Source organism: Bradyrhizobium sp. CB1717, assembly GCF_029714325.1.
Lineage (GTDB): Bacteria > Pseudomonadota > Alphaproteobacteria > Rhizobiales > Xanthobacteraceae > Bradyrhizobium.
On record NZ_CP121666.1, the window covers coordinates 4,096,094 to 4,118,404 of the forward strand.

21 protein-coding genes and 2 tRNA genes are annotated in these 22,311 nt (G+C 65.9%); 15 read left to right on the forward strand and 8 right to left on the reverse strand.

Going from position 1 to position 22,311, the window contains the following annotated elements:
- Positions 1-19: 19 nt before the first annotated feature.
- The 5 genes from QA649_RS19365 (at position 20) to QA649_RS19385 (ending at position 5,956) form a co-directional block, all read left to right on the forward strand.
- The gene (locus QA649_RS19365) at positions 20-1,717 is read left to right on the forward strand and encodes a HAMP domain-containing methyl-accepting chemotaxis protein (RefSeq protein ID WP_283025579.1); all 1,698 of its coding nucleotides are present in this window, start codon (positions 20-22) and stop codon (positions 1,715-1,717) included.
- A 247-nt stretch (positions 1,718-1,964) separates the two neighbouring features.
- Positions 1,965-2,684 carry a class I SAM-dependent methyltransferase gene (locus tag QA649_RS19370; protein WP_283025580.1) on the forward strand — a complete coding sequence of 240 codons (720 nt, stop codon included), beginning with the start codon at positions 1,965-1,967 and terminating at the stop codon, positions 2,682-2,684.
- Positions 2,685-2,764: 80 nt separating this feature from the next.
- Positions 2,765-3,478: a class I SAM-dependent methyltransferase gene (locus QA649_RS19375; protein WP_283025581.1), complete on the forward strand. Its 714-nt coding sequence runs from the start codon at positions 2,765-2,767 to the stop codon at positions 3,476-3,478.
- Between the two features lie 101 nt (positions 3,479-3,579).
- Positions 3,580-5,415, forward strand: a complete 1,836-nt coding sequence (locus tag QA649_RS19380) for a PQQ-binding-like beta-propeller repeat protein (protein ID WP_283025582.1) — start codon at positions 3,580-3,582, stop codon at positions 5,413-5,415.
- Between the two features lie 121 nt (positions 5,416-5,536).
- Entirely contained in the window at positions 5,537-5,956 is a 420-nt protein-coding gene (locus QA649_RS19385; RefSeq protein WP_283025583.1) for a GFA family protein, read from the forward strand.
- A 372-nt stretch (positions 5,957-6,328) separates the two neighbouring features.
- Here the strand turns inward: QA649_RS19385 and QA649_RS19390 are convergent.
- Positions 6,329-6,403 (reverse strand) — tRNA-Thr (locus QA649_RS19390).
- A gap of 166 nt (positions 6,404-6,569) precedes the next feature.
- A complete protein-coding gene (locus tag QA649_RS19395) occupies positions 6,570-7,022 on the reverse strand; it encodes a hypothetical protein (protein WP_283025584.1) in 453 nt (150 codons plus the stop codon).
- Between the two features lie 306 nt (positions 7,023-7,328).
- Here QA649_RS19395 and QA649_RS19400 point away from each other — a divergent pair, with 306 nt between their 5' ends.
- Together QA649_RS19400 and QA649_RS19405 are read left to right on the forward strand one after the other, a co-directional pair.
- Positions 7,329-7,814 (forward strand): hypothetical protein, encoded by a 486-nt coding sequence (locus QA649_RS19400; protein ID WP_283025585.1) that lies wholly within the window; start codon positions 7,329-7,331, stop codon positions 7,812-7,814.
- Positions 7,815-7,871: 57 nt separating this feature from the next.
- A complete protein-coding gene (locus QA649_RS19405) occupies positions 7,872-8,357 on the forward strand; it encodes a hypothetical protein (protein ID WP_283025586.1) in 486 nt (161 codons plus the stop codon).
- 184 nt (positions 8,358-8,541) lie between these two features.
- On the opposite strand, the gene QA649_RS19410 is transcribed toward QA649_RS19405, so the two are convergent.
- Positions 8,542-8,627 (reverse strand) — tRNA-Tyr (locus QA649_RS19410).
- Between the two features lie 207 nt (positions 8,628-8,834).
- Between QA649_RS19410 and rlmB the strand changes: the two genes are divergently transcribed.
- The gene (gene rlmB / locus QA649_RS19415; protein WP_283025587.1) at positions 8,835-9,662 is read left to right on the forward strand and encodes a 23S rRNA (guanosine(2251)-2'-O)-methyltransferase RlmB; all 828 of its coding nucleotides are present in this window, start codon (positions 8,835-8,837) and stop codon (positions 9,660-9,662) included.
- Positions 9,663-9,671: 9 nt separating this feature from the next.
- Here the strand turns inward: rlmB and QA649_RS19420 are convergent, their stop codons facing one another.
- Both QA649_RS19420 and QA649_RS19425 read right to left on the reverse strand, forming a co-directional pair.
- Positions 9,672-10,703 (reverse strand): LLM class flavin-dependent oxidoreductase, encoded by a 1,032-nt coding sequence (locus tag QA649_RS19420; protein WP_283025588.1) that lies wholly within the window; start codon positions 10,701-10,703, stop codon positions 9,672-9,674.
- 136 nt (positions 10,704-10,839) lie between these two features.
- Positions 10,840-11,763, reverse strand: coding sequence for a LysR family transcriptional regulator (locus QA649_RS19425; RefSeq protein WP_283025589.1), 924 nt, complete (start codon positions 11,761-11,763; stop codon positions 10,840-10,842).
- A gap of 112 nt (positions 11,764-11,875) precedes the next feature.
- Between QA649_RS19425 and QA649_RS19430 the strand changes: the two genes are divergently transcribed.
- Genes QA649_RS19430 through QA649_RS19440 form a run of 3 tightly spaced genes read left to right on the forward strand, consistent with a single transcriptional unit; the run spans position 11,876 to position 14,995 of the window.
- The gene (locus QA649_RS19430) at positions 11,876-13,234 is read left to right on the forward strand and encodes an MFS transporter (RefSeq protein WP_283025590.1); all 1,359 of its coding nucleotides are present in this window, start codon (positions 11,876-11,878) and stop codon (positions 13,232-13,234) included.
- Positions 13,231-13,734, forward strand: coding sequence for a GAF domain-containing protein (locus QA649_RS19435; RefSeq protein WP_283025591.1), 504 nt, complete (start codon positions 13,231-13,233; stop codon positions 13,732-13,734). The genes QA649_RS19430 and QA649_RS19435 overlap by 4 nt, the downstream gene beginning before the upstream one ends.
- A 13-nt stretch (positions 13,735-13,747) precedes the next feature.
- Positions 13,748-14,995: an amidohydrolase family protein gene (locus QA649_RS19440; RefSeq protein WP_283025592.1), complete on the forward strand. Its 1,248-nt coding sequence runs from the start codon at positions 13,748-13,750 to the stop codon at positions 14,993-14,995.
- A gap of 63 nt (positions 14,996-15,058) precedes the next feature.
- On the opposite strand, the gene QA649_RS19445 is transcribed toward QA649_RS19440, so the two are convergent.
- Entirely contained in the window at positions 15,059-17,116 is a 2,058-nt protein-coding gene (locus QA649_RS19445; RefSeq protein WP_283025593.1) for an ATP-dependent helicase, read from the reverse strand.
- A 129-nt stretch (positions 17,117-17,245) separates the two neighbouring features.
- Between QA649_RS19445 and QA649_RS19450 the strand changes: the two genes are divergently transcribed.
- Positions 17,246-17,836 (forward strand): TMEM175 family protein, encoded by a 591-nt coding sequence (locus tag QA649_RS19450; RefSeq protein ID WP_283026055.1) that lies wholly within the window; start codon positions 17,246-17,248, stop codon positions 17,834-17,836.
- Positions 17,837-17,845: 9 nt separating this feature from the next.
- Here QA649_RS19450 and QA649_RS19455 read toward each other — a convergent pair whose 3' ends face one another.
- A complete protein-coding gene (locus QA649_RS19455) occupies positions 17,846-18,226 on the reverse strand; it encodes a YciI family protein (RefSeq protein WP_283026056.1) in 381 nt (126 codons plus the stop codon).
- Between the two features lie 202 nt (positions 18,227-18,428).
- Between QA649_RS19455 and QA649_RS19460 the strand changes: the two genes are divergently transcribed.
- The gene (locus QA649_RS19460; RefSeq protein WP_260389801.1) at positions 18,429-18,608 is read left to right on the forward strand and encodes a hypothetical protein; all 180 of its coding nucleotides are present in this window, start codon (positions 18,429-18,431) and stop codon (positions 18,606-18,608) included.
- Between the two features lie 25 nt (positions 18,609-18,633).
- A complete protein-coding gene (locus tag QA649_RS19465) occupies positions 18,634-18,837 on the forward strand; it encodes a hypothetical protein (RefSeq protein ID WP_283025594.1) in 204 nt (67 codons plus the stop codon).
- Between the two features lie 10 nt (positions 18,838-18,847).
- Here QA649_RS19465 and QA649_RS19470 read toward each other — a convergent pair whose 3' ends face one another.
- Positions 18,848-19,561 carry a transporter substrate-binding domain-containing protein gene (locus QA649_RS19470; protein ID WP_283025595.1) on the reverse strand — a complete coding sequence of 238 codons (714 nt, stop codon included), beginning with the start codon at positions 19,559-19,561 and terminating at the stop codon, positions 18,848-18,850.
- A gap of 330 nt (positions 19,562-19,891) precedes the next feature.
- Here QA649_RS19470 and QA649_RS19475 point away from each other — a divergent pair, with 330 nt between their 5' ends.
- The gene (locus QA649_RS19475) at positions 19,892-22,303 is read left to right on the forward strand and encodes an ATP-binding protein (RefSeq protein ID WP_283025596.1); all 2,412 of its coding nucleotides are present in this window, start codon (positions 19,892-19,894) and stop codon (positions 22,301-22,303) included.
- Positions 22,304-22,311 lie beyond the last annotated feature (8 nt).

Genomic DNA, 22,311 nt, shown 5'->3' on the forward strand with positions numbered 1-22,311 from the left:
AAATCATTGGACGGCTGAGATGAGCTTTTTGAACAATCTGAAGATCGTGTGGAAGGTCGCACTGATCGTGGCCGTGATGGGCTGCGCGATGATCGCTGTCGCGGGCTTCGGCACGCGCGAGCTCTCCGCGACCGTCGACGGGTTCAGCGAGCTCGCTGCCGCGCAATCCTCCGCCCTCAACCTGACCCGCGCCCAGCGCCGTGCCGAGACCTATCATGCGGCGCTCTATGCGGTCTTCACCGAGGCGACGGAGGCGGGCAATGCCGCCCGCCTGAAGACCGCGAACCAGAACCGCAACGAGATCGCCCAATACCTCGACGCGGCGGAGAAGGATGATCCGTCCCGCGCGAGCCAGATCAAGAGCATCGGGGATCAGCTCAAGGCCGCGTTCGTCAGCTGCGATCCGGTGCTCCAGGCCGGCGCGCAGGCGAGCAGCGTGGAGGAGAATGCCAAGGCTGCCGAACGCGCGCACAAGGAGTGCGATCCGGTGCTGGACGCAGCGCTTGCACGCATCGTCCAGTTCGTGACCGACACTGCGCAGGCGGCGGGCAAGCGCAAGGAAGCCATCAACCGCGATGCCCGGTCTGCGACCTGGACCGTGATGGGCGTCAGCGGCGGTGGCCTGATCCTCGGAATTGCCATCGCGCTGTTCATCGGCCTCAAGGCGATGTCGCAGCCGATCGCTCGCCTCAAGCTCGCCATGGAGGGGCTCGCCCGCAACGATCTCAAGATCGAGGTGCCCGAGAAGGAGCGCCGCGACGAGATCGGCGACATGGCCAGGACCGTCGAAATCTTCAAGACCAACGGGCTCGAGGTCGAGCGGCTCAAGGCGGCGCAGGCCGAAGCCGAGAAGCAGGCGGCCGAGCAGCGGCGCCGCGACATGATCAGCCTTGCCGACGGTTTCGAGCGGGCGGTTGGCGAGATCATCGAGACGGTGGGATCGGCGTCCACCGAGCTCGAGGCATCGTCCTCGACGCTGGCCACCACTGCGCATCGCGCGCAGGAGCTGACCTCGGTCGTCGTCGCCGCTTCGGGCGAAGCCACCGGCAACGTGCAGTCGGTTGCGACCGCGACGGAAGAACTGTCGTCTTCGGTGAACGAGATCAGCCGCCAGGTGCAGGAATCGGCGCGGATGGCGGGCGAAGCCGTCACCCAGGCACGCACCACGACCGAGCGCGTCAGTGAGCTCTCGGTCGCCGCCACCCGCATCGGCGACGTCGTCGAGCTGATCAACACCATCGCCGGCCAGACCAACCTGCTGGCGCTGAACGCGACGATCGAGGCGGCGCGCGCCGGTGAGGCCGGCCGCGGTTTCGCGGTCGTTGCCTCCGAAGTGAAGACGCTGGCCGAGCAGACCGCGAAGGCCACCGGCGAGATCAGCCAGCAGATTTCCAGCATCCAGACCGCGACCCAGGAATCGGTGAACGCGATCCGCGACATTTCCGCGACGATCGAGCGGCTCTCGGAAGTGTCCTCGACCATCGCTGCGGCCGTCGAGGAGCAGGGCGCGGCCACCCAGGAGATCTCGCGCAACGTGCAGCAGGCCGCCCACGGCACCCAGCAGGTCTCCTCGAACATCACCGATGTGCAGCGCGGCGCCGCCGAGACCGGCTCGGCCTCCTCGCAGGTGCTCTCGACCGCCAAGATGCTGGCGAGCGACAGCAATCGTCTGAAGGACGAAGTCGGAAAATTCCTGCGCACGGTCCGCGCGGCGTAAGCTCAGCGCGGCGGCATCCGTCCCGCTGCGCTGACCAAATCTATCGCGCCAGCAGAAATGCAAGTGCGATGACCAACAGGACGGCCGTCATGATGACGGCCGTCACAGCGCCGGCGACGATCCTGGCATTTTCTCGGGCGGTGGGACGCATGCGGCCTGCATGCTACCTCATGTTGAACTTCGGTCCAATCTGTGGTCAGTAGCCGTCCCCGCGGCGTTACGCACCGCGCCCCTTCGAAGGCAGCCCATGACCGAAGATGTTGGCGACGGCTGGGCCGCGTCTGCGGCCGCCTGGATCATCGAGCAGGGCGAAGATGACGACTACGGTCGCCGCTTCGTGCTGGATGCGCCGATGCGCGCCCGGATCGAGGGACGCGGTTTCCGCAATGCGCTCGACGTCGGTTGCGGGGAAGGACGCTTCTGCCGCATCATGCAGGGCGCCGGCATCCGCACCACCGGCATCGATCCGACCGAGGCGCTGCTTGTGCGCGCCAGGGAGCGCGACCCTGGCGGGGATTATCGGCTCGGCCGTGCCGAGACGATGGATTTCGAAGCGTCCTTCGATCTGGTCGCCAGCTATCTCAGCCTGATCGACATGCCCGATCTCGGCGCGGCGATCGCAAAGATGGCGAGAGCGCTGCGGCCGGGCGGCACGCTCTTGATCGCCAACCTGACCAGCTTCAACACCGCGGGCCAGCCCGACGGCTGGACCCGCGACCGCGAGGGCGAGATGCGCTTCGCCATCGATCACTACATGGACGAGCGCCCGATCTGGGTGAGTTGGAGCGGAATCCGGATCCAGAACTGGCATCGTCCGCTCAGCACCTACATGACGCTGCTGCTCGGCCAAGGGCTCCAGCTGCGCCTGTTCGTCGAGCCGGAGCCGACAGGCGGTGACCCCGGCAGGAACGCCTTACATCGTCGCGTGCCCTACTTTCACATGATGGAGTGGCAGAAGCCGGCTTGAGTGGCGAGGCTGGTGATTTCTGACGCGGCGTTTCATCTGTAGACTGCGCTCGCGATGGAATCTGGATTTGGAATCCTCTCATGATCCCCGATCGTCCTCCCGTGCTGGCCCACGAACGCTTCGTCGCCGACCGTGACAATTTCGCGGGCCTCGATCTCGCCGCGCGGTTCGAGCGGATCGAGCGGACCAACCTTTGGGGCGCGGCGAGCTCGGTGTCCGGTCTCGGCTCGGAGGATGTCGCAACGAGCGCGATCCAGGAGGCGCTTCCGCCGCTGCTGCAACGGCTCGGCGTGCGTTCGCTGCTGGATGCGCCCTGCGGCGATGCGGGCTGGATTGGCCGCATGAAGCTCGATCTCGACTACACCGGCATCGACATCGTGTCGTCGCTGATCGCGGCCAACAGCGAGCGCGCGGCACGCGGCGAGCTTTCCGGTCGCTTCCACGTTCGGGATATCACGCGCGATGTGCTGCCGCCTGCCGACCTGATCCTGTGCCGCGACTGCCTGGTGCATTTGAGCTTCGCGAACGTCGCGCGGGCGTTGCGGAATTTTCGTGCGAGCGGCGCGCGCTTCCTGCTTCTCACGACGTTTCCCGAATGGAACGGCAATCGCGATTGCGAGGACGGCGACTGGCGCGCCCTGAACATGGAGAAGGCGCCGTTCAACTGGCCGTCGCCGCGCGAGCTGATCAACGAGCGCTGCGAGGAGGGCAATGGCGGCTGGCGCGACAAAAGCCTCGGCCTCTGGCAGCTCGATCGACTGCCCGATCGTACCAGCATTGCCACGGTTGTGTGACAGGCGCGGGTCGAACGTCCATTGCGCAGGTGATCGTCCCGGCGATAGACTTTCGGTTGTGCCGCGATCCCGTATCGCGATGACCCCGCGGGAGCTCACCCATGAGAGCAAGTGCCGTCCTTGCCGCGTTGTTGACCTGGTGCTGCGCTCCGGCCCTGGCGCAGCAGCAGGATGGGGCCGCGCTCTACGCCACGCATTGCGCGCAGTGCCACGAGGGCGATGCGCAGAGCCGTGTACCGGGCCGCAGCGCCATGCAGGCGATGTCGTTCGATCATGTGCTGGGGACCTTGACCTCCGGCAGCATGGCGGCGATGGCGAAGGACCGCAGCGAGGCTGAACGCCGCGCGATTGCCGCCTTCGTCACCGGCAAGACCGCAGGTGGTGGCGTTGCAGCCGACGCGGAAGGCCGCTGCGCGCAGCAACTCAGCGGCTTTCCGCAGGCGCTCGATGGACCGCACTGGAACGGGTGGGGCGTCGACCTCAACAACAGCCGCTTTCAGCCCGCCGACATGGCGGGGCTGACGGCGGAGCAGGTGCCTCAACTGCGGCTGAAATGGGCTTATGCGTTTCCCGGCGCCACGGTGTCCTTTGCGCCGCCGACCATCATGGGCGGAGTGCTGTTCATCGGCGGCACCGATCGCAAGGTACATGCGCTCGACGCGCGAAGCGGCTGCACGCTTTGGACGTTCGCGACAGACGGGGCCGTGCGCGCCGCGATCAGCTTTGGACAACTTCCAGGCTCGGATCAGTTCGCGGTCTTCTTCGGTGATTTGCGCGCCAACGCCTATGCCGTGAACGCGCTGACCGGCGCGCTCATCTGGAAAATGAAGGTCGAGGAGCATGCCGCCGCGCGCATCACCGGCGCACCGACGTTACATTCCGGCGTGCTTTACGTCCCGGTGTCCTCGCTCGAGGAAGCCGCCGGCTCGCAACCCAGTTACGAATGCTGCACCTTCCGCGGCAGTGTGGTGGCGCTGCAGGCCGCGACCGGCAAGCTGGTGTGGCAGGCCTATACGATTCCCGAGGTGCCGCATCCGACGAGCAAGAATGCGAGGGGCACGCAGCTGTTCGGTCCGTCCGGCGCCGCCATCTGGTCGGCGCCGACGATCGATCCGAAGCGCAACGCCGTCTATGTCGCCACCAGCAATTCCTATTCGAACCCGCCGGCCGCAACCGCAGATGCGATCCTGGCATTCGAGCTCGGGACCGGGAAACTGCTCTGGAAGCAGCAGGCGACGCCGAAGGACGCCTATGTCGTGGCATGCTACGGCGCGGACAAGACCAATTGTCCCGACGATCACGGGCCCGATCACGATTTCGGCCAGTCGCCGATCCTTGCGACCCTGCGTGACGGCAGGCGCGTGCTCGCCATCGCGCAGAAATCCGGCGTCGTGCACGCGCTGGATCCCGATGACGGCGGCAAGATCCTGTGGCAGACGCGGATCGGGAAGGGCGGAGCGCTCGGTGGCAGCGAGTGGGGCTCGGCCGCGGATGGGGAGCGCATCTATGTCGCCAACTCCGACGTGCGCTTTACCCGCGACGGAACGCGGCAACTCGATTCCACGCAAGGAGGAGGTCTGTTCGGCCTCGACCTCGCCAGCGGGAAGATCGCAATGGAAGTGCCACCGGTCGCTTGCGGCGACCGTCGTCAATGCAGTCCCGCGCTCTCGGCGGCGGTGAGCCTGATCCCGGGCGTGGTGTTCTCCGGTAGCGTCAGCGGCTTCCTGCGCGCCTACGCCACCGACGGCAAGCTGCTTTGGGAGTTCGACACCGCGCAGGATTTCAAGGCCGTGAACGGCGTCCCCGCCCATGGTGGCGCGATCGACGGCCCCGGGCCGGTCATCGCTGGCGGCATGCTCTACACCAATGCCGGCTACGGCCAGTGGAGCGGCGTCGCCGGCAACGTGCTGCTGGCGTTCGAGGTGGGGACGGAGTGAGGGCGTTACGGAGTCTTTCCCTGCGCTGCGTCCGGGACCCGGCTCGAGCTTGCCTCATCGACGGTGGAGGGTGAGCGGCGCTGCTCTTTCAATTTGCATTCGGCAATGGGAGACAAATTCGATGATCGATGCCAGATGCAGTTGCGGCGCTGTTTCACTTTCGCTTCCGGGACCGACCAGGCTGGTCGCGGTCTGTCATTGCACCGACTGCCAGCGGCGAACCGGGGCACCGTTCGGTGTCGGTGCGTTCTACCCGGTCGAAGCCGTCACGATCTCCGGCGCACCGAAGGAGTACGTCCGCGCCGCCGCAAGCGGGGGCGGGGTCCGCTTCTATTTTTGCTCGGACTGCGGCTCGACGGTGTGTTGGAAGGCCGACAATCTGCCTGACATGATCGGCGTTGCCGTCGGCGCCATCGCGGACCCGGATTTTCCGGCGCCCGTCAAATCGGTGTTCGAGCAATCGAAACATGCCTGGGTCGACATCGGCGGCTTGGGTGTCGAGCACTTCGAACAGAGCAGCGCACGGAAGAGTTCAGGCTGAGGCGCCCGCATCGGGCGCTGGTGCCGCCGCGCGGCCGGTGTTCGGTCAGGGGCGCTGCCTAGCGTTGGACGGCGTTCCTGTTGTCTGTATCGGTTCACCGGGAGCACGGTCCAGCGGCGGGTGAGGCCTGGCGAGTCCGACCGTTCCGGGAGGTGCGTCGTTGCTGGCGGTGCGGGTATTGACGCGCTCTAACGTGACTGTCGATGCAACCACAATGGCGATGGCCAAGGCGACAGCGGATAGGGCTAAGGCTGCTCGATCATTCGGGTCCATCGCTAGACCTCCGCGAGACGGCTCTATGGTGAGGGGATAACGCCGAACTGATGATTTGGTTCTTGCGTCAGCTCACGACGGGGGTGTCGGCTCAACCAATGGTGCCGGCTGAGGGGATTGAACCCCCGACCTTCGGTTTACAAAACCGCTGCTCTACCGCTGAGCTAAGCCGGCGACGCTGGGAAGCGGGCAGGGCCGGCATGCGCCGGCCGTCCGCCTGTGCGCGCCGCAATATCAGACTTGGGTGGAAAGTGCCAGAACCCGAAGGCGGCGTCTTACCGGCATGAAACAGGCGGCCCATTGGGCCGCCTGAAATCGTTCAACCCGATGGAGGAGGGCCTTACTGGCAGAGGTGCCGCCGGCCGTCTTCGCCCTTGACCCAGGTGCCGGGCCTGCAGACGATGCCGTTGCGGGCCGCATAGGCGTCCCAATTGCCGTTCCAGCCGGGGCCGCCGCGGTCGTAGCTCGCGTAGGAATTGCCCCAGCCCTGGAATGGCGCGGCGGCGACCGTTGCCGCGGTTCCGACGGCTGCGCCAGCCACTGCGCCCGCCGTATCGAGCGGCCAAAAGCCCGATTGGCGTCCATCGTTCGGATTCACCTGGTTGCGGGCCATGTGGCGGCGGCGGTATGCGCGGTCGGTGGTGGAATTGGCGGGACCGAGATTCTGGCAATTGGGATCCTGGAATAGCCCCGTGCAGCGGCCCGAATTGTCGACCGTCGTTTGCGCGAAGGCCGGTGTTGCCAGCGTGGACGCGACGATTGCGGCCAAGCCAAGAAGCCTTGGGCTCGTCATGGCATTTTCTCCATGTTGTTGAGACCTGTGCTAAGTGCGACCTCTGGCGGTCGTTCCGCGGATTCTCGCGCGAAGGGTCACATCGACGTGAGCCCGCCCAGGATGTGAGATTTGTGCCACGCAACCTTGCTCGCTCCGGCATGTGCCGCGCGTTTGCGCCGCGTTAACGCTTCGCTAGCGCGCCTTCCGGCATTTGAGCAGCTGTCGATCCTTACGCGTTAGGCTTACCGGAATTTGGTGAGCAGGCCTTAACCCTCTCGGTGTTGCGATCGGTTAGGTTGTGTTCCGGATAACCGGGGCCTTCTCATGCGCGCTGTGGCGCTCGCTGCCTTTCTGATCGGACTGCCCGCGACGGCGCTGGCCGGCGGCGGCTTCGACATCGTCGTGCCCGGCCGACCCGGTGTGCCCATCATCATCAACAATATCGATGCGTCCTACAGCGTCGTCGAAGGTGTCTGGGGCCTGGGCAAGAACATCCAGGTGCAGCCGACGATCTATGGCGGACGCTATATCGCCGAGCGGCAGCCCTCCGACGTCGGTCATTATTATCCGACGCTCGGCTTGCGGCCGGGCTATGGCCGGCTCGAGGTCGAGCCGCCTGCGAACCGCAAACTGCCAAAACCCGCCGAGAGCTACCACCAGAGCTGGGGCGCGTCGTCCGCGCCGTTGCCGGCGCAGATGGACGTGCCCGTCGATCCGCCGCCGGTGATCTACGCACCTGAATTCAACGACCGTCCGCGGCGTCCCCGGCCACGGCCGCACGTAGAAATCCCCGGCAGGCCGCCGGGTTAAGAAGCGTCAAGCATCCAAGACAAAATCCAACAAACGGAAATCAAACAGGAGAGAGTAATGCGTCAAATGATTTCGGGACTGGTCGCGGCGGCTGCCGTGATGTTCGTCGGGGCTGCGCCTGCCGCGGCTTGCGGCTTCAGCACGTGCGCGCCCGTTGCACCGGTCTATACCGGCTGCAACACCGGCTGCGGCGGCTATGGTTATGGATACGGCTATGGCTATGGCGCCTATGAGCGTCTCGCTGAGCCGACCACGCAGTACTATTACGTCAACCAGGGCCCGACCTACACCGGCCCGGGCGCCTTCGCGCCGTATCCGACCTATCGTGAGGACGCGGTCGTCGCGCCCGCCAATTACGGCTACGGCTATGGCTATCGCGCGGCCCCCTATCACCGCCCGTACTACCGTCCGTATCGCTATGGCTACGGCCCGCGTTCCGGCTATCTGCCGCGCACGCACTATGGCTACGGCCCGCGCTATGGCTACGCCCACCGCCACGCGCCGTATTACGGCGGTCACCGCGTGCTGCGCCGCTATTACTGATCGCCTGATCGGTTGAGATTTACAGAAGCGCCCGTTCGCGTGATGCGGACGGGCGTTTTGTTTTTTGCTGCGAACTGATTCTGCGAGCGCTTATCGACAGTCCGCCGTGGCAGCCTTCGCTAGCTTCGCGCCATGATGTTCTGAGGTGGCTTGCCAAGCCGAAGCTCGCGAAGCGAGCGAAGGCTGGTGGGGGAGGCAGGACTCGAACCTGCGAAGCCATGAGGCGGCTGATTTACAGTCAGCTCCCTTTGCCACTCGGGACACTCCCCCGCTCGACGGCAGCACAATCGGGCCGGACCTTGCCGGCGGACCGAAGACGGCCATGGAACGTGAAGGCCGCGACAGCCCGGATGGGGGCGCGACCGGGCGCGTTTATGGGCGAAGCGGTGGGGCAAAGTCAACCGAGGCGAACAGCTAAAATCACCCCTGAAGGCACCCAAATTGCCATATTCCGGCGCCCGTGACACAAGCGAGCCCATGAAGGACAAAAAATTCGCCCCCAAGGGCTCCCGCGGCGGGGCTAAGCCCTTCAACAGGCCCGGAAAATCGGCCGGCCGCCCGGCCTGGCGCGACCGCGATTCGCACGGCGAGGGGCCCGTCATTCTCTATGGCTGGCACACCGTCACCTTGGCGCTGGCCAATCCGGCGCGGCGGATCCGCAAGCTGACGCTGACCGAGAACGCCGCCCGGCGGCTGGCGGAGGAGAACATCGAGACCGGCGTCACGCCCGAGATCGTTCGGCCCCAGGAGATCGACCGACTGCTGTCGCCCGACGCCGTGCATCAGGGCCTGCTCGCCGAAGCCGATCCGCTGCCTTCGCCCGACATCGAGACCCTGAAGCAGGAAGGCATGGTGCTGGTGCTCGACCAGATCACCGATCCGCACAATGTCGGGGCCATCCTGCGCTCGGCCGCAGCTTTCGCGGTGAAGGCGATCGTCACCACGGCGCGCCACAGCCCGGAAGCCACCGGCGTGCTCGCAAAAGCCGCCTCCGGTGCGCTCGAACTCGTGCCAATGGTGACCGTGCAAAACCTCGCCCGCGCGCTCACCGCGCTCAACGAGCGCGGCTTCCAGACCGTCGGCCTCGACAGCGAAGGCACCGAGAACCTTTCGGACGTCGCGCTGCGCGAGCCGCTTGCGCTGGTTCTCGGCGCCGAGGGCAAGGGCCTCAGGCAATTGACCCGCGAGACCTGCAGCGTCGTGGCGCGGCTCGACATGCCCGGCGAGATCAAGAGCCTCAACGTCTCCAACGCCGCCGTGCTCTCGCTCTATGTCGGTGCAAGCCGGCTCGGGCTGATGAAGTAGCCTCGAGGGCTACTCCATCATCTCCCGCACCAGCGGCACCACCTTCCGCCCGTAGAGCTCGATGCTCTTCATCAGCTTCTCGTGCGGCAACGGCCCGGCCGAATATTTCAGCTGGAACCGCGAAATCCCGAGCGCCTTCGCGGTCTTCGCGATCTTGCGCGCCACAGTCTCCGGCGAGCCGACATAGAGCGAGCCGTGCTCGGCCTCGCTCACGAATTCGTCGCGGCCCATCGGCGGCCAGCCGCGCTCCTTGCCGATGCGGTCGCGCATGGCCTTGTAATCGGGCCACAGCTCTTCGCGCGCCTGTTCATCCGTCTCGGCGACGTAGCCGGGCGAGTGCACGCCGATCGGCTGCGCCGGGCGGCCGAATTCCTTGAAAGCGCGGTGATAGAGATCGACGTAGGGCGCAAAGCGCGCGGGATCGCCGCCGATGATCGCGAGCATCAAAGGCAGGTCGTAATGCGCCGCGCGCACGACCGATTGCGGGCTGCCTCCGACGCCGATCCAGGTCTTCAAGGTGCCGTTCTCGACCGGGGGATAGACGCGCTGGTTCTTCAATGGCGGACGCAGCTTGCCCTGCCAGGTCACCGGCTGCTGCGACAAGAGTGCAACGAACAGGTCGAGCTTCTCCTCGAACAGCTCTTCGTACTTGCGCAGGTCAAAGCCGAACAGCGGAAAGGATTCCGTGAAGGAGCCACGGCCAAGGATCACCTCGGCGCGTCCGTTGGAGAGCGCATCCAGCGTGGAAAAGCGCTGGAACACGCGGATCGGGTCGTCCGAGCTCAGCACCGTCACGGCCGAGCCGAGATGGATGCGCCTGGTGCGCGCCGCGGCCGCCGCGAGCACGGTCTCGGGCGAGGAGATCGCGAAATCGGCGCGGTGATGCTCGCCGAGGCCGATGAAGTCGAGCCCGAGCTCGTCGGCCAGCACGGCTTCGTCGACGACGTTGCGGATCACCTGTGCATGCGGAAGCATCGCGCCGGAGGCGTCCCTGGTGACGTCGCCAAAGGTGTCCAGTCCGAATTCGAGCGGTGCGGTCATCGATGAGGTCTCTGCGGGGCGCGAAAGGCCCGTCATGGGAGGGAAATAGTTGCCGTGCAGCTATGGCGGGGAGGCGGCTCCGACAATGCCGGTCCGGGAAAGGCATCGTTTCCGATTCTTCATCGAACCGGCGGGCTCAGTCGGATCGGGCGAACATCTCGACCAGGGTTTCGCGCAGCCAGCGCTGCGCCGGCACGGTGTCGTTGCGCTGGTGCCAGAACAGGCTGACGATCCGCGGCGGCGCCTTGAGCGGAAGCGGCATCGCATGCAGGAGCGGCGCATGCCTTGATTGCGAGCGCAGGTCGCTCGGCAGCACGGCGATCAGGTCGGACTGGCGCACGACCTCGTAGGCGGCGCTGTAATGATTGACGGTCGCGACCAGATTGCGCGACAGCCCGCGCGAGGCCAGGAAGAGGTCGTAGGACGGCATGGTCTTGCCGGCGAGGCTCACGTCGACATGTCCCGCGTTGAGGAAGGTGCGCGTGCTCAGCCGTTTCTGGGCGGCGAGCGGATGCCCGCGCCGCATGAAGCAGGCATAGTCAACCGTCCACAGCGAGCGCGAGCGAATGGCGGCCGGCTGTTGCGCCTCGTTGACATAGACGCTGAGCACGCAGTCCACCCTGTTGTCCTCGAGCTGGTCGGCGATCTCGACGACGGTGTTGGGCACGGTGTGGACGCGCGCCTTCGGCGCAACCTTGCCGAGATGGCCGAGCAGGTTCGGCATCACCAGCGAGGAGACGTAGTCGGACATCGACAGGCTGAATTCGGTCTGTGCACGCGCAGGATCGAACACCTGCTCGTCGAGCGCACCGCGGACGCTTTCCAGGGCCTCGCCGATCGGCTCCCACAGCACCACGGCGCGCTGGGTCGGGCGAATGCCGGTGCCGGCTCGCACGAACAGGGGATCGCCGAGCGCGTCGCGCAGCCGCGCGAGCGCGTTGCTGACGGCGGGCTGGGTCATCCGCAACGCATTTGCGGCACGCGTGACGCTGCCCTCGGTCATCAGCGCCTCGAAGACTTTCAGGAGGTTGAGGTCGAGCGCGCGGAACGACACGAACATTCACCATAGTGATATATCAGATCATGATTATAAATTATGACGATAATGTCACTTTGTCTATGGTTCCCTCCCGAGCGGCGCGCCGGGCCCGTGACGTCAGAGGGGGACTTTCATGTCGATGATATCGGCGCGCATCGAGCGCCTTCCGTTCGCACGCTTCCACACGCACCTCTTGCTGATGGGCGGGCTTGGCTACATGTTCGACGCGATGGACGCGGCGGTGCTGGCCTTCATCCTGCCGGTGCTGCGCACGGCGTGGAATCTGACGAGCGTGCAGATCGGCGTGCTCGGCAGCAGCACCTATATCGGCTTTCTGTTCGGGGCGTTGCTGGCGGGAACGCTGGGCGACCTGATCGGCCGCCGCGCGGTGATGATGTCGGCGCTGGCGCTCTATTGCGCGGCATCGATCGTGAGCGCGATGGTCGACACCTGGCCGTCCTTCTTCGCCGCGCGCGTCGTGGCCGGCATGGGCACTGGGGCGGAGAGCGCGATCATCGCACCTTATCTCGCGGAGTTCGTGGCGCGGCGTTACCGCGGCAGCTTCACCGGCGCGCTCGCCGGCTTCTTCTCTTTCGGCTTCGTTGCCGCGGCCTTGCTCGGCTACTTCATCGTTCCCACCACCGACAACGGCTGGCGCATCGTGCTGGTGATCACGGCAGTGCCGGTCGTCATGCTGCTGTGGTGGCGCAGGGCGCTGCCGGAATCGCCGCGCTGGCTTGAAAGCCGGGGACGGGAGAAGGAAGCCGAGGCCGTGCTCGACCGGATCGAGGCGAGCTTTGCCCGCGAAGGCCGCGTGCTGCCGCCGCCGGTCGTCGAAGCCGCGGCGCCCACCGGGACCGGTGGAACGCTGCTTGCCAATTTCGCGGCGCTTCTTGCGGCCCGCCAGGCGCGCATCACCATCATGACCTGGATCATGTGGTTGGCGATCACCTTCAGCTATTATTCCTTCTTCGTCTGGATTCCCGGCCTCCTGGTCCAGAACGGCATGAGCATCACCAAGAGCTTCGCCTATTCGATCGCGATCTATTGCGCGCAGATTCCCGGCTATTTCAGCGCCGCGTATTTCAACGAGCGCATCGGCCGGCAGGCGACGATCGCGACCTACATGGTGCTCGGCGGCATCAGCGCGCTTGGCCTCGCCTTCGCGGAGAGCGACCAGCAGATCATGGCGGCGGGAATCTTCCTGTCGCTGTTCATGAACGGCACCTATGCGGGCGTCTATGCCTATACCGCCGAGGTGTTCCCGACGCCCGTGAGAACCACGGGCGCAGGACTTGCGTCCGCGATCGGCCGTATCGGCGCGATCGTCTCGCCGATCCTGGTCGGCTATCTCTATCCGAACTTCGGCTTTGCCGGCGTGTTCGGCGTCACCACCACCGTGCTGCTGCTCGGGGCTGTGACCGTCGTGCTGATGGGCGTGCCGACCCGCGGTCGTTCGCTGGAAGAGATCGCGGCGGGTGAGGTGGCATGACCCGGCCGAAACCCAAGGCCGATCCCTGGCTCTGCGCCGTCGCGGCGGCGCAGGGCAGGGCGGATCAGCCGGATGCGCTGTTTGCGGCGCTGGACCAGGCCGTGAAGTCGGCGATCGGGCACAAGCTGTTCACGATCCTGACCTATGACGAGGCGACCAGCGAACTGGCTCGCATTTACTCCAATCTCCCCGGGCCGTACCCGACCGGCGGTCGCAAGCGGCTCGCTCCGGGCCCGTGGACGGAAGCCGTGCTCGACCGCGGCGAGGCCTATATCGGCCGAACCCAGGACGATCTGCGCACCGTCTTCTCCGACCACGAGCTGATCGCTTCGCTGGGCTGCGAGAGTGTGCTCAACATGCCCGTGCGCTGGCGCGGGCGCACGCTCGGCTCGCTCAATCTGCTTCACGAGGCGGGCTGGTACGGCGAAGATGATGTCGCCGCGTGCCTTCCCTTTGCACAGCTCACTTTGCCGGCGCTGCTCGCGCCGGCCGATCTCTGACAGGACTGTCGCGATGCCCAGCATCCTCTTCAAGAACGCCGCTCTGCTCGACCCGCTCCAGCCGGACTTGCTGGAAGGACAGCACGTGCTGGTCGAAGACAATCTGATCAAGGAAGTCTCGGACCGGCCGATCCAGGTCACCGCCGACCGCACCATCGATGTCAAGGGCAAGACGCTGATGCCCGGCTTGATCGACCTGCACGTGCACGCGATTGCGGTCGAGCTCAACCTGGCGCAACAGGTGCACATGCCGAACGTGCTGGTGACGCTGCGCTCGACGCTGCTGCTGCGCGGCATGTTGCGGCGGGGCTTCACCACGGTCCGCGATGCCGGCGGCGCCAGCCACGCGCTGAAGCAGGCGATCGACACCGGCCTGACCGACGGTCCTCGCCTGTTCGTCTCCGGCCGCGCTCTCAGCCAGACCGGCGGCCACGGCGACATGCGGGCGCGCTCGGATTACCTTGCGAGCGACGCCCCATGTCCGTGCTGCGTACGTGTCGGCGCGCTGGCGCGGGTTGCCGACGGCGTCGACGGTGTGCGCAAGGCCGCGCGCGAAGAGCTGCAGATGGGCGCCGACCAGATCAAGATCATGGCGTCCGGCGGCGTCGCGTCACCGACCGATCCGGTCGGCGCCTTCGGCTACTCCGAGGACGAGATCCGTGCCATCGTCGAGGAGGCGCGCGGGCGGCAGACCTATGTGCTTGCCCACGCCTACACCGCTGCCGCGATCGAGCGCGCGGTCCGCTGCGGCGTGCGCACCATCGAGCACGGCAATCTGGTTGATGCTCCGACTGCGCGGTTGATGGCCGAGAAGGGCGCCTATGTGGTGCCGACGCTCGTCACCTACGAGGCGCTGGCCAATGAGGGCGCCCAATATGGCCTGCCGCCGGAGAGCGTGGCCAAGATCGCCGATGTCCGCGATGCCGGCCTGCGCTCGCTCGCGATCTATCGCGACGCCGGTGTGAAGATGGGGTTCGGCAGCGATCTGCTCGGGCCGTCGCAGCGCCTGCAGAGCGACGAATTCCGCATCCGCGCCGAGATCCTCGGCCCGCGCGCCGTCATCGCCAGCGCAACATTGATCGGCGCCGAGGTGCTCGGCATGGAGGGCAAGCTCGGCCGCATCGCGCCCGAGGCACTCGCGGACCTGCTGGTGGTCGACGGCAACCCGCTGCGCGATGTCGCCTGCCTGCTCGGCCAGGGCGAGCACATCCCGCTGGTGATGAAGGCAGGCAAGGTCCAGTTCGACAGGCTGAAAGCCTGAAGCGTTTTCGAGCGAAGTGGATACCGGTTCGCGTGAAGAAAACGCGTCAAAACAAGACGCCAACTACCGCCACATCCCGCGCATCTTCGCCCCGATGTCGATCTTCGGCCCTTGCGCCGCGGTGCGCGCCGCGCCCGGGGCGGCCTTCGGCCAGGCGCTGCGCTCGAACAGATAGACGAGGGATTCCGGGATGAAGCGGGTGCGCGAGGCGTAGACGTGGCGGTCGCCCTTGGCGGCCTGGCCGTGAACGAAGAAGCGCTGCGGCACGACGAGATGGAGGTCGTCCTTGGCGCGCGTCATCGCGACATAGAGCAGGCGGCGCTCCTCCTCGATCTCGGCACTGGTGCCGGCGCCGAGATCGGATGGCATGCAGCCGTCGACGACGTTGAGCACGAACACCGATTTCCACTCCTGGCCCTTGGCGGAATGGATGGTGGAGAGGATCAGATAATCCTCGTCGCGCAAGGGTGGACCGGATTTGTCGCTGGTCGCATCCGGCGGATCGAGCGTGAGCTCGGTCAGGAACTTTTCGCGCGAGGCATAGCCGCTGGCAATCTGCTCGAGCTGCATCAGGTCGGAGCGGCGCGTCTCGGAATCCTCGTGGATGCGATCGAGATGCGGCTCGTACCAGAGCCGGACGCGTTCGAGATCTACAGGCCATTCCGAATAGCGCAGATTCTCGACCGTGCGGACGAAGTCGGTCCAATCCGCGCCTGTGCGCGGCGGTACCGGGAGCTGGCCGAGTGCGTGCAGCGGGTCCATGCTTTCCGCCATCTGGTCGAGCACGCGTTGCGCCGTCGCGGGGCCGATGCCCGGCAACAGGTGCAGGATACGAAAGCCCGCGACGCGGTCGCGCGGGTTTTCGGCAAAACGCAGCAGCGCGAGCACGTCCTTGACGTGGGCGGCGTCGAGAAATTTCAGCCCGCCGAATTTCACGAACGGGATGTTGCGGCGGGTCAGCTCGATCTCGAGCGGGCCGGAATGCGAGGACGTCCGAAACAGCACCGCCTGGTGCTTGAGCAGCGCGCCTTGCTCGCGGTTGGCCAGCACGGCTTCGACGATGTAGCGGGCCTGGTCGGCCTCGTCGTGCACCGTGACGAGCTGCGGCTTCTGTCCGGCGGTGCGGTCGGTCCAGAGGTTTTTTGTGAAGCGCTCACGCGCCAAGCCAATGACGCCGTTGGCTGCCGCCAGCACCGCTTGCGTCGAGCGGTAATTGCGGTCGAGCGTGATCATTTCCGCGCGGGGCGAGAAGCTTTGCGGAAACTCCAGGATGTTGCGCACGGTGGCGGCGCGGAACGAATAGATCGACTGCGCGTCGTCGCCGACGACGGTGAGGCCGCGGCCGTCGGGCTTCAGCGCCAGCAGGATCGAGGATTGCAGGCGGTTGGTGTCCTGATATTCGTCGACCAGCACGTGATCGAAGCGGCCGCCGATCTCGTCGGCGATCAGCGCATCGCTCATCATCTGCGACCAGTACAGCAGCAAATCGTCGTAATCGAGCACGTGCTGGGCTTGCTTGGCTTCGACATAAGCCGCGAACAGGCCCTTCAGTTCGGCCGCCCAGCCGGCGCACCAGGGATAGTGTACCCCCAGCACCTTCTCGATCTCCATCTCGGCGTTGACGCAGCGCGAGTAGATCGACAGGCAGGTGCCCTTGGCCGGAAAGCGGCTCTCGGTCTTCGACAGGCCGCGCTCGTGCCGGACCAGGTTCATCAGGTCGGCGGAATCCTCGCGGTCGTGGATGGTGAAGGCGGGATCGACACCGATCCGCTCGGCATATTCGCGCAGGAGCCGCGCGCCGATGCCGTGGAAGGTGCCGGCCCAGGTGAGCGCGTCGCGCATGATCGCGGCGTTGTTTTCCCCTAACACCTTGCGGGCGATACGCTCGACCCGGCCGGCCATCTCGGCTGCGGCACGGCGGGAGAACGTCATCAACAGGATACGGCGCGGGTCGGCACCCGCAACGATCAGATGTGCGACCCGGTGCGCCAGGGTGTTGGTCTTGCCGGAGCCGGCGCCGGCAATGACGAGCAGGGGGCTCCCCACGGTCGCGCCATCGGCCACGCCATGCTCGACGGCGCGGCGTTGCTCCGCATTGAGCGTGTCCAGATATGTTGCCACGAATCGCCCCGGTGAAAGGCCAAGAGTCGGCGATCCCGGCGCGAATCGCAATGCGGCTGGACGGAACCGGAATTAGGATTTAGGGGGAAAGGCGGCCCAAGGTTCCAGCCCGAGAAGAGCATGCCCGGCATGTCCGAGCTCAAGCCCGACCAATTCGAGATGCGACGGCTGGAGTCGCTCAGCAACACCATTTTCGGCGTCGCCATGACGCTTCTGGCCTACGATCTGCCCAAGGCCGCCGTGTTCACCAGCGCACCCGGCTGGAGCGATCTTGCCCAGGTCTATTCCGGCAAGCTCGCCGGCCTCGCGCTCAGCTTCATCATCGCCGGCGTGTTCTGGATCAGCCATCACCGCCGGCTGGCGCGCCAGCCGGTCGGCAGCCGCGGCGGCGTGATCCTCAACCTGTTCTTTCTGCTCTCGATCGTGCTGCTGCCGGTCACCAACGGCCTTTACACCAATTACGGCATGAGCAGTGCGGTCGCCGTGCTCTACGGTTTGCATCTGACTGTGATCGCCGGGCTCAATGCCTGGCTGTGGTGGACCATTCTCGGCGGCTGGCGCCACGAGATCATGGCCTCGCTGTTTCCGCTGCTCGTGTTCATCCCGGGCACGATCGTGGCGGCATTCGCGCCGCATGTCGCGCCTTTCGTATGGTTCATCGCTTTCGGCGGGCTGCTGATCCAGCGCTTCTATGCCGCGCCGGCCAGGACGGACGTGTAAGACGCTGGCTCACCCCTTTGTCGCGCCGAACCCATCGGACGGCACGTAAAGCTTGACCGGGCGGATTTCGTAGACCGCGGTCGGGTTGACCTCGCGCAGCTTCCGCGCCGCGGCGATCGCCTCCTCATCCGTGTCGTATTCGACGAGGTGGAAGCCGAGAAGCTGCTCCTTGGTCTCGGCAAACGGGCCGTCCAGCACCATGCCCGCGCCGGGGCCGCGCAAGGTGCGAGCCTTTTTTGTGTCATCCAGGCGGGCGGCGGGCCCAAGGTGGCCGCTGGCCCGCAGCGGCGCCTGAACCTCGATGACTTTGGCCACCACCGCGGCATCCTGCTCCGCCGTCCAGGACAAAAGCTCGTCTTCCACATGATAGGCCAGGATCGCGTAAAACATCGTCACCTCGTTGATTTTGCTGCGCGCGTCCAAAGGACGTACCACCATGCCCGTAGCCGACAATCCCCCTCAACAAAATATTGCGTCGTGCAGGCCTCGACGAAACCATCCTGAAACCCGATTGCGACCGGCCGGTGTGAACGCCGCCTGAAGCCGATGCGACTGATGACCACCAAGAAGGCTGAGGAATTTGGAGGCGGCAATGTCGGGTCAGTCCATCAAGATCATCTGCGACGCGCGGCGGGCGGCCCAATCGGCGCCGGCCGATCTGCACGACCAGAGCGGTCACCACCGCTATTACGGCAGCTCGGCCGAGAATGGTGGCGAGCGCATTGTCGAGAGCCGCCGCGGCAAGCACCCGCGCAATGTCTGCGGCTTCTGAAGTCTCCAGCAGACAGGCTTCGCGAATGAGCGTCCTGCAAATCTCGATGGCTGCGATGCCGTTCCTGCTCTCGCTGGCGAGCCGGAATGGTAGCGCGATCGCGCCATGCCTGATCACCAGCCTATTCACCGTGCTGCTCGGCGAAGAGCCTCACCGGGCAGTGGTGGCCTGGTGCGTCGGCGTGCTGATTGCCGCCGTCGCCTTTCGCGAACGGCTTCGCGCAACCTGAGCCGGCACCGTTACGGTGCGCTCAGGATCTGCTTGACCAGCCTCTCACGCAGCGTTGCCAGTTCGCCGCTCGCCTCCATCTGCGCGATCACCTTGCCGACCTCAGGCACCAGAGCGCGATGGCGTTCGTGCAAATAGTGATAGATGTGGATGCGCTCGAGCGGTGGCGAGAGCGGGTAGATCCTGGCCTGCAGGTTGAGCTTCCTCACGGCGACGAGCCCGCTGAAGAGGTCGGTGACCATTACGTCGAAGCGATCGGCGTCGAGCATCTTGATCATGCTCTCCAGACTGGTCGTCGCCGTGACGCGGGCCATGCCGCGCGTGCCGGCCTCCGATGAGCCGACGCCGCGGACGATGCCGATGCTGTGGTCTCGAATTGAATCCCAACCGGTGACATCGAAATGGAGCTTCGTCGTGAATACCGCGGGCTCGATGTAGTTGATCGCCGGCGTGACCTGGACCAGCGTCGGATAGTCACGGGAGAGCGTCCCGATCCGCTGGATCTCGCCGTCCACCTCGCCCGCGCTCGACAGTGCGAGCGCCCGCTTGCCGGGAACGTCCTCGAATTCGAGCTTGATGTTCAGCTTGGCGTAGACAGCCCGCAGCATCTCGCCGCCGACATATTGATCGGGAATGTCGGCGATGCGCGCCAGCCGGATCAGGTCTTGCGCCTGCGATGGAGCGGCTGCGAGCAAAGACAGCCAGGCAACGGCAATCCGCCACATCACGCTTCTCCTTGGTCGGGCCTTGCTACCGCTGGATTCGGAGGCTCGCGCGATCTACCGGGGGTCGCGCGGGAGCCCGGCCGTAACGACCAACGCTCGCCTGCGCGGTGAGGCGACACCGGACTTTCATCGATGTCATTTTAGCACGCGAAGTGGTAGCTTGCGCGGGAATCCTGCTGCTGGGCGCAAGATATGACCCTGCCGACCTCAAGCCGCCCATGGGCCGACAGGATCGCCACGCGCCTCGCGTGAAGAGAATCTCAACTGTCGAATTGCTCGCGGCCGTGACCGGCCGGCCGGAGCAGTGCCGCCATTCCCGGGACATGGTGCATGGTTAAGTCAGGCGACGAGGATTCCAAGCGCAGCCGCGCCGTCGCCCCGGCAGCCGCGAAGCAGGATTTGAGCGGGATCGGCGCGGCACTCGCGCCGGCGATGATCGGAACGCTGCTGTCGCGGATCTTCAACTGGTCACGCAGCGGCGTCGGGCCGCGCCTGCTGGCCGCCGTGCTGCTGTTCTCCTCGGTCGTCACGCTGGTGCTGACCGCGCTTCAGCTCTATCTCGACTACAACCGAGAGGTCGGCGTCATCGAGACGCGGCTCGACGAGATCGGCCGCAGCACCACCGGCAGCCTTGGCGAGAGCCTGTGGAATCTCGATCAGAACCAGCTCAGGCTCCTGCTCGACGGTATCCTGCGGCTGCCCGACATCCGCGCCGCCGAAGTGCGCGAGATCGCCGATCGTCCCAATCCGATCCGTGTCGCGGTCGGCGAGCCGAACACCCGTTCGATCGTGACGCGCGACTATCCTTTGACCATCACTATGCAGGGGAGCGTGCGCACCATCGGTGTGCTTCACGTCGAGGCGACGCTGAGCGAAGTCTACCAGCAATTGATGAACCGTGCCCTGATCATCCTGGCGAGCCAGGCGGCGAAGACGTTTCTCGTCTCGCTGTTCATCATCTACATGTTCCATCTGCTGGTGACGCGGCATCTGGTTGCCATCGCCGACTTCGTCAGCAAGTACAATCTGGCGCGGCCGCCGCCGGCTTTGCACCTGGAGCGCCGTCCGACCTACGATCCCGACGAGCTCGACAAGGTGGTCGTTGCCTTCAATGCCATGTGCACCAATCTCGGGCGCGCTTATGGCGAGCTGCGCGAGGCCAACGCCAATCTCGAGCGTGACCTGAAGATCCGCCGCAGCGCCGAAGAAGACGCGCGCGCGAGCGAGCAGCGCTTCCGCGACTATGCCGAGACCGCGTCCGACTGGTTCTGGGAAACCGGACCGGATCATCGGTTCACCTATATATCGGAGCGGGCCGGCGCCTTCGGCATGGACCACAAGGCGCTGATCGGCAAGCGCCGCATCGACGCCGCTTTCGACCATGACGCCGAGCCGGAGAAATGGCGCACGCACGTGGCGACGCTGGATCGTCACGAGCCGTTCCGGAAGTTCGAATATCGCGGTCGCGATGCGAACGGGCGCATGCGTCATTTCAGCGTCAACGGCCAGCCGGTGTTCGCGTCGGACGGACGCTTCATGGGCTATCGCGGCTCCGCCACCGACCTCACCGCGCAGCACGAGACCGAGGAGCGGCTTCGCCAATCCCAGAAGATGGACGCGATCGGTCAGCTCACCGGCGGCGTCGCGCATGACTTCAACAACGTGCTCACCGTCATCACCGGCACCATCGAGATCATCCAGGAGGGGCTCGCGGACAGGCCCCAGTTCGCCGCCATCGCGCAGCTCATCGACGATGCCGCCACACGCGGCGCCGAGATCACCTCGCAGCTCCTGACCTTCGCGCGCCGCCAGCCGCTCGAGCCGCGCGAGATCGACGTCAACGCCCTCGTGCTGGAGACCGCGAAGCTGCTGAAGCCGATCCTGGGCGAGCATGTCGAGATCGTGACCCGGCTCGCGGACGACGCCTGGTCGGCGATGGTCGATCCGTCGCAGCTTTCCTCCGCGATCGTCAATCTCGCGGTCAACGCGCGTGACGCGATGCCCGGCGGCGGCAGGCTGACGCTCGAGACCGCGAACCGGGAGCTCGACGGCACGGAAGGGGCCGACCAGGGCGATGTCGTCCGCGGCGCCTTCGTGATGGTCGCAGTCAGCGACACCGGCCACGGCATTCCGGCCGACATCCGTGAGCGCGTGTTCGAGCCGTTCTTCACCACCAAGGGCGTCGGCCGCGGCACCGGCCTCGGGCTCAGCATGGTCTACGGCTTCGCCCGCCAGACCGGCGGCACCGTCGCGATCGAGAGCGAGGAGGGGCGCGGCACGGTGGTGCGCTTGTTCCTGCCGCGGTCGGAGGGCGAGGCCCCGGCCAGGACGGCGCCGGTTCACGCGCTCGCCGCAGCGCGCGGGCATGAGACGATCCTCGTGGTCGAGGACGATCCGCTGGTGCAGGGCTATGTCATCGCCCAGCTCGGCAGCCTCGGCTATCGCACGCTCGCTGCCGGCGACGGCGCATCCGCGCTGGCGCTGGTCGACCAGGGCGCCAAATTCGATCTCCTGTTCACGGACATCATCATGCCCGGCGGCATGAATGGCCGGGAATTGGCCGAGGCCGTCCGGCTCCGCCGGCCGGGGGTGAAGGTGCTCTACACCTCCGGCTATACCGACGACACCATCGTTCATGAAGGGCATCTCGATCCCGGCGTGGCGCTGCTTCAGAAGCCATACAGGAAGTCGGAGCTCTCGGAGAAGATTCGCGAGGTCCTTGCGGGCGAGCCGCCGGCCTGAGCGGCGCC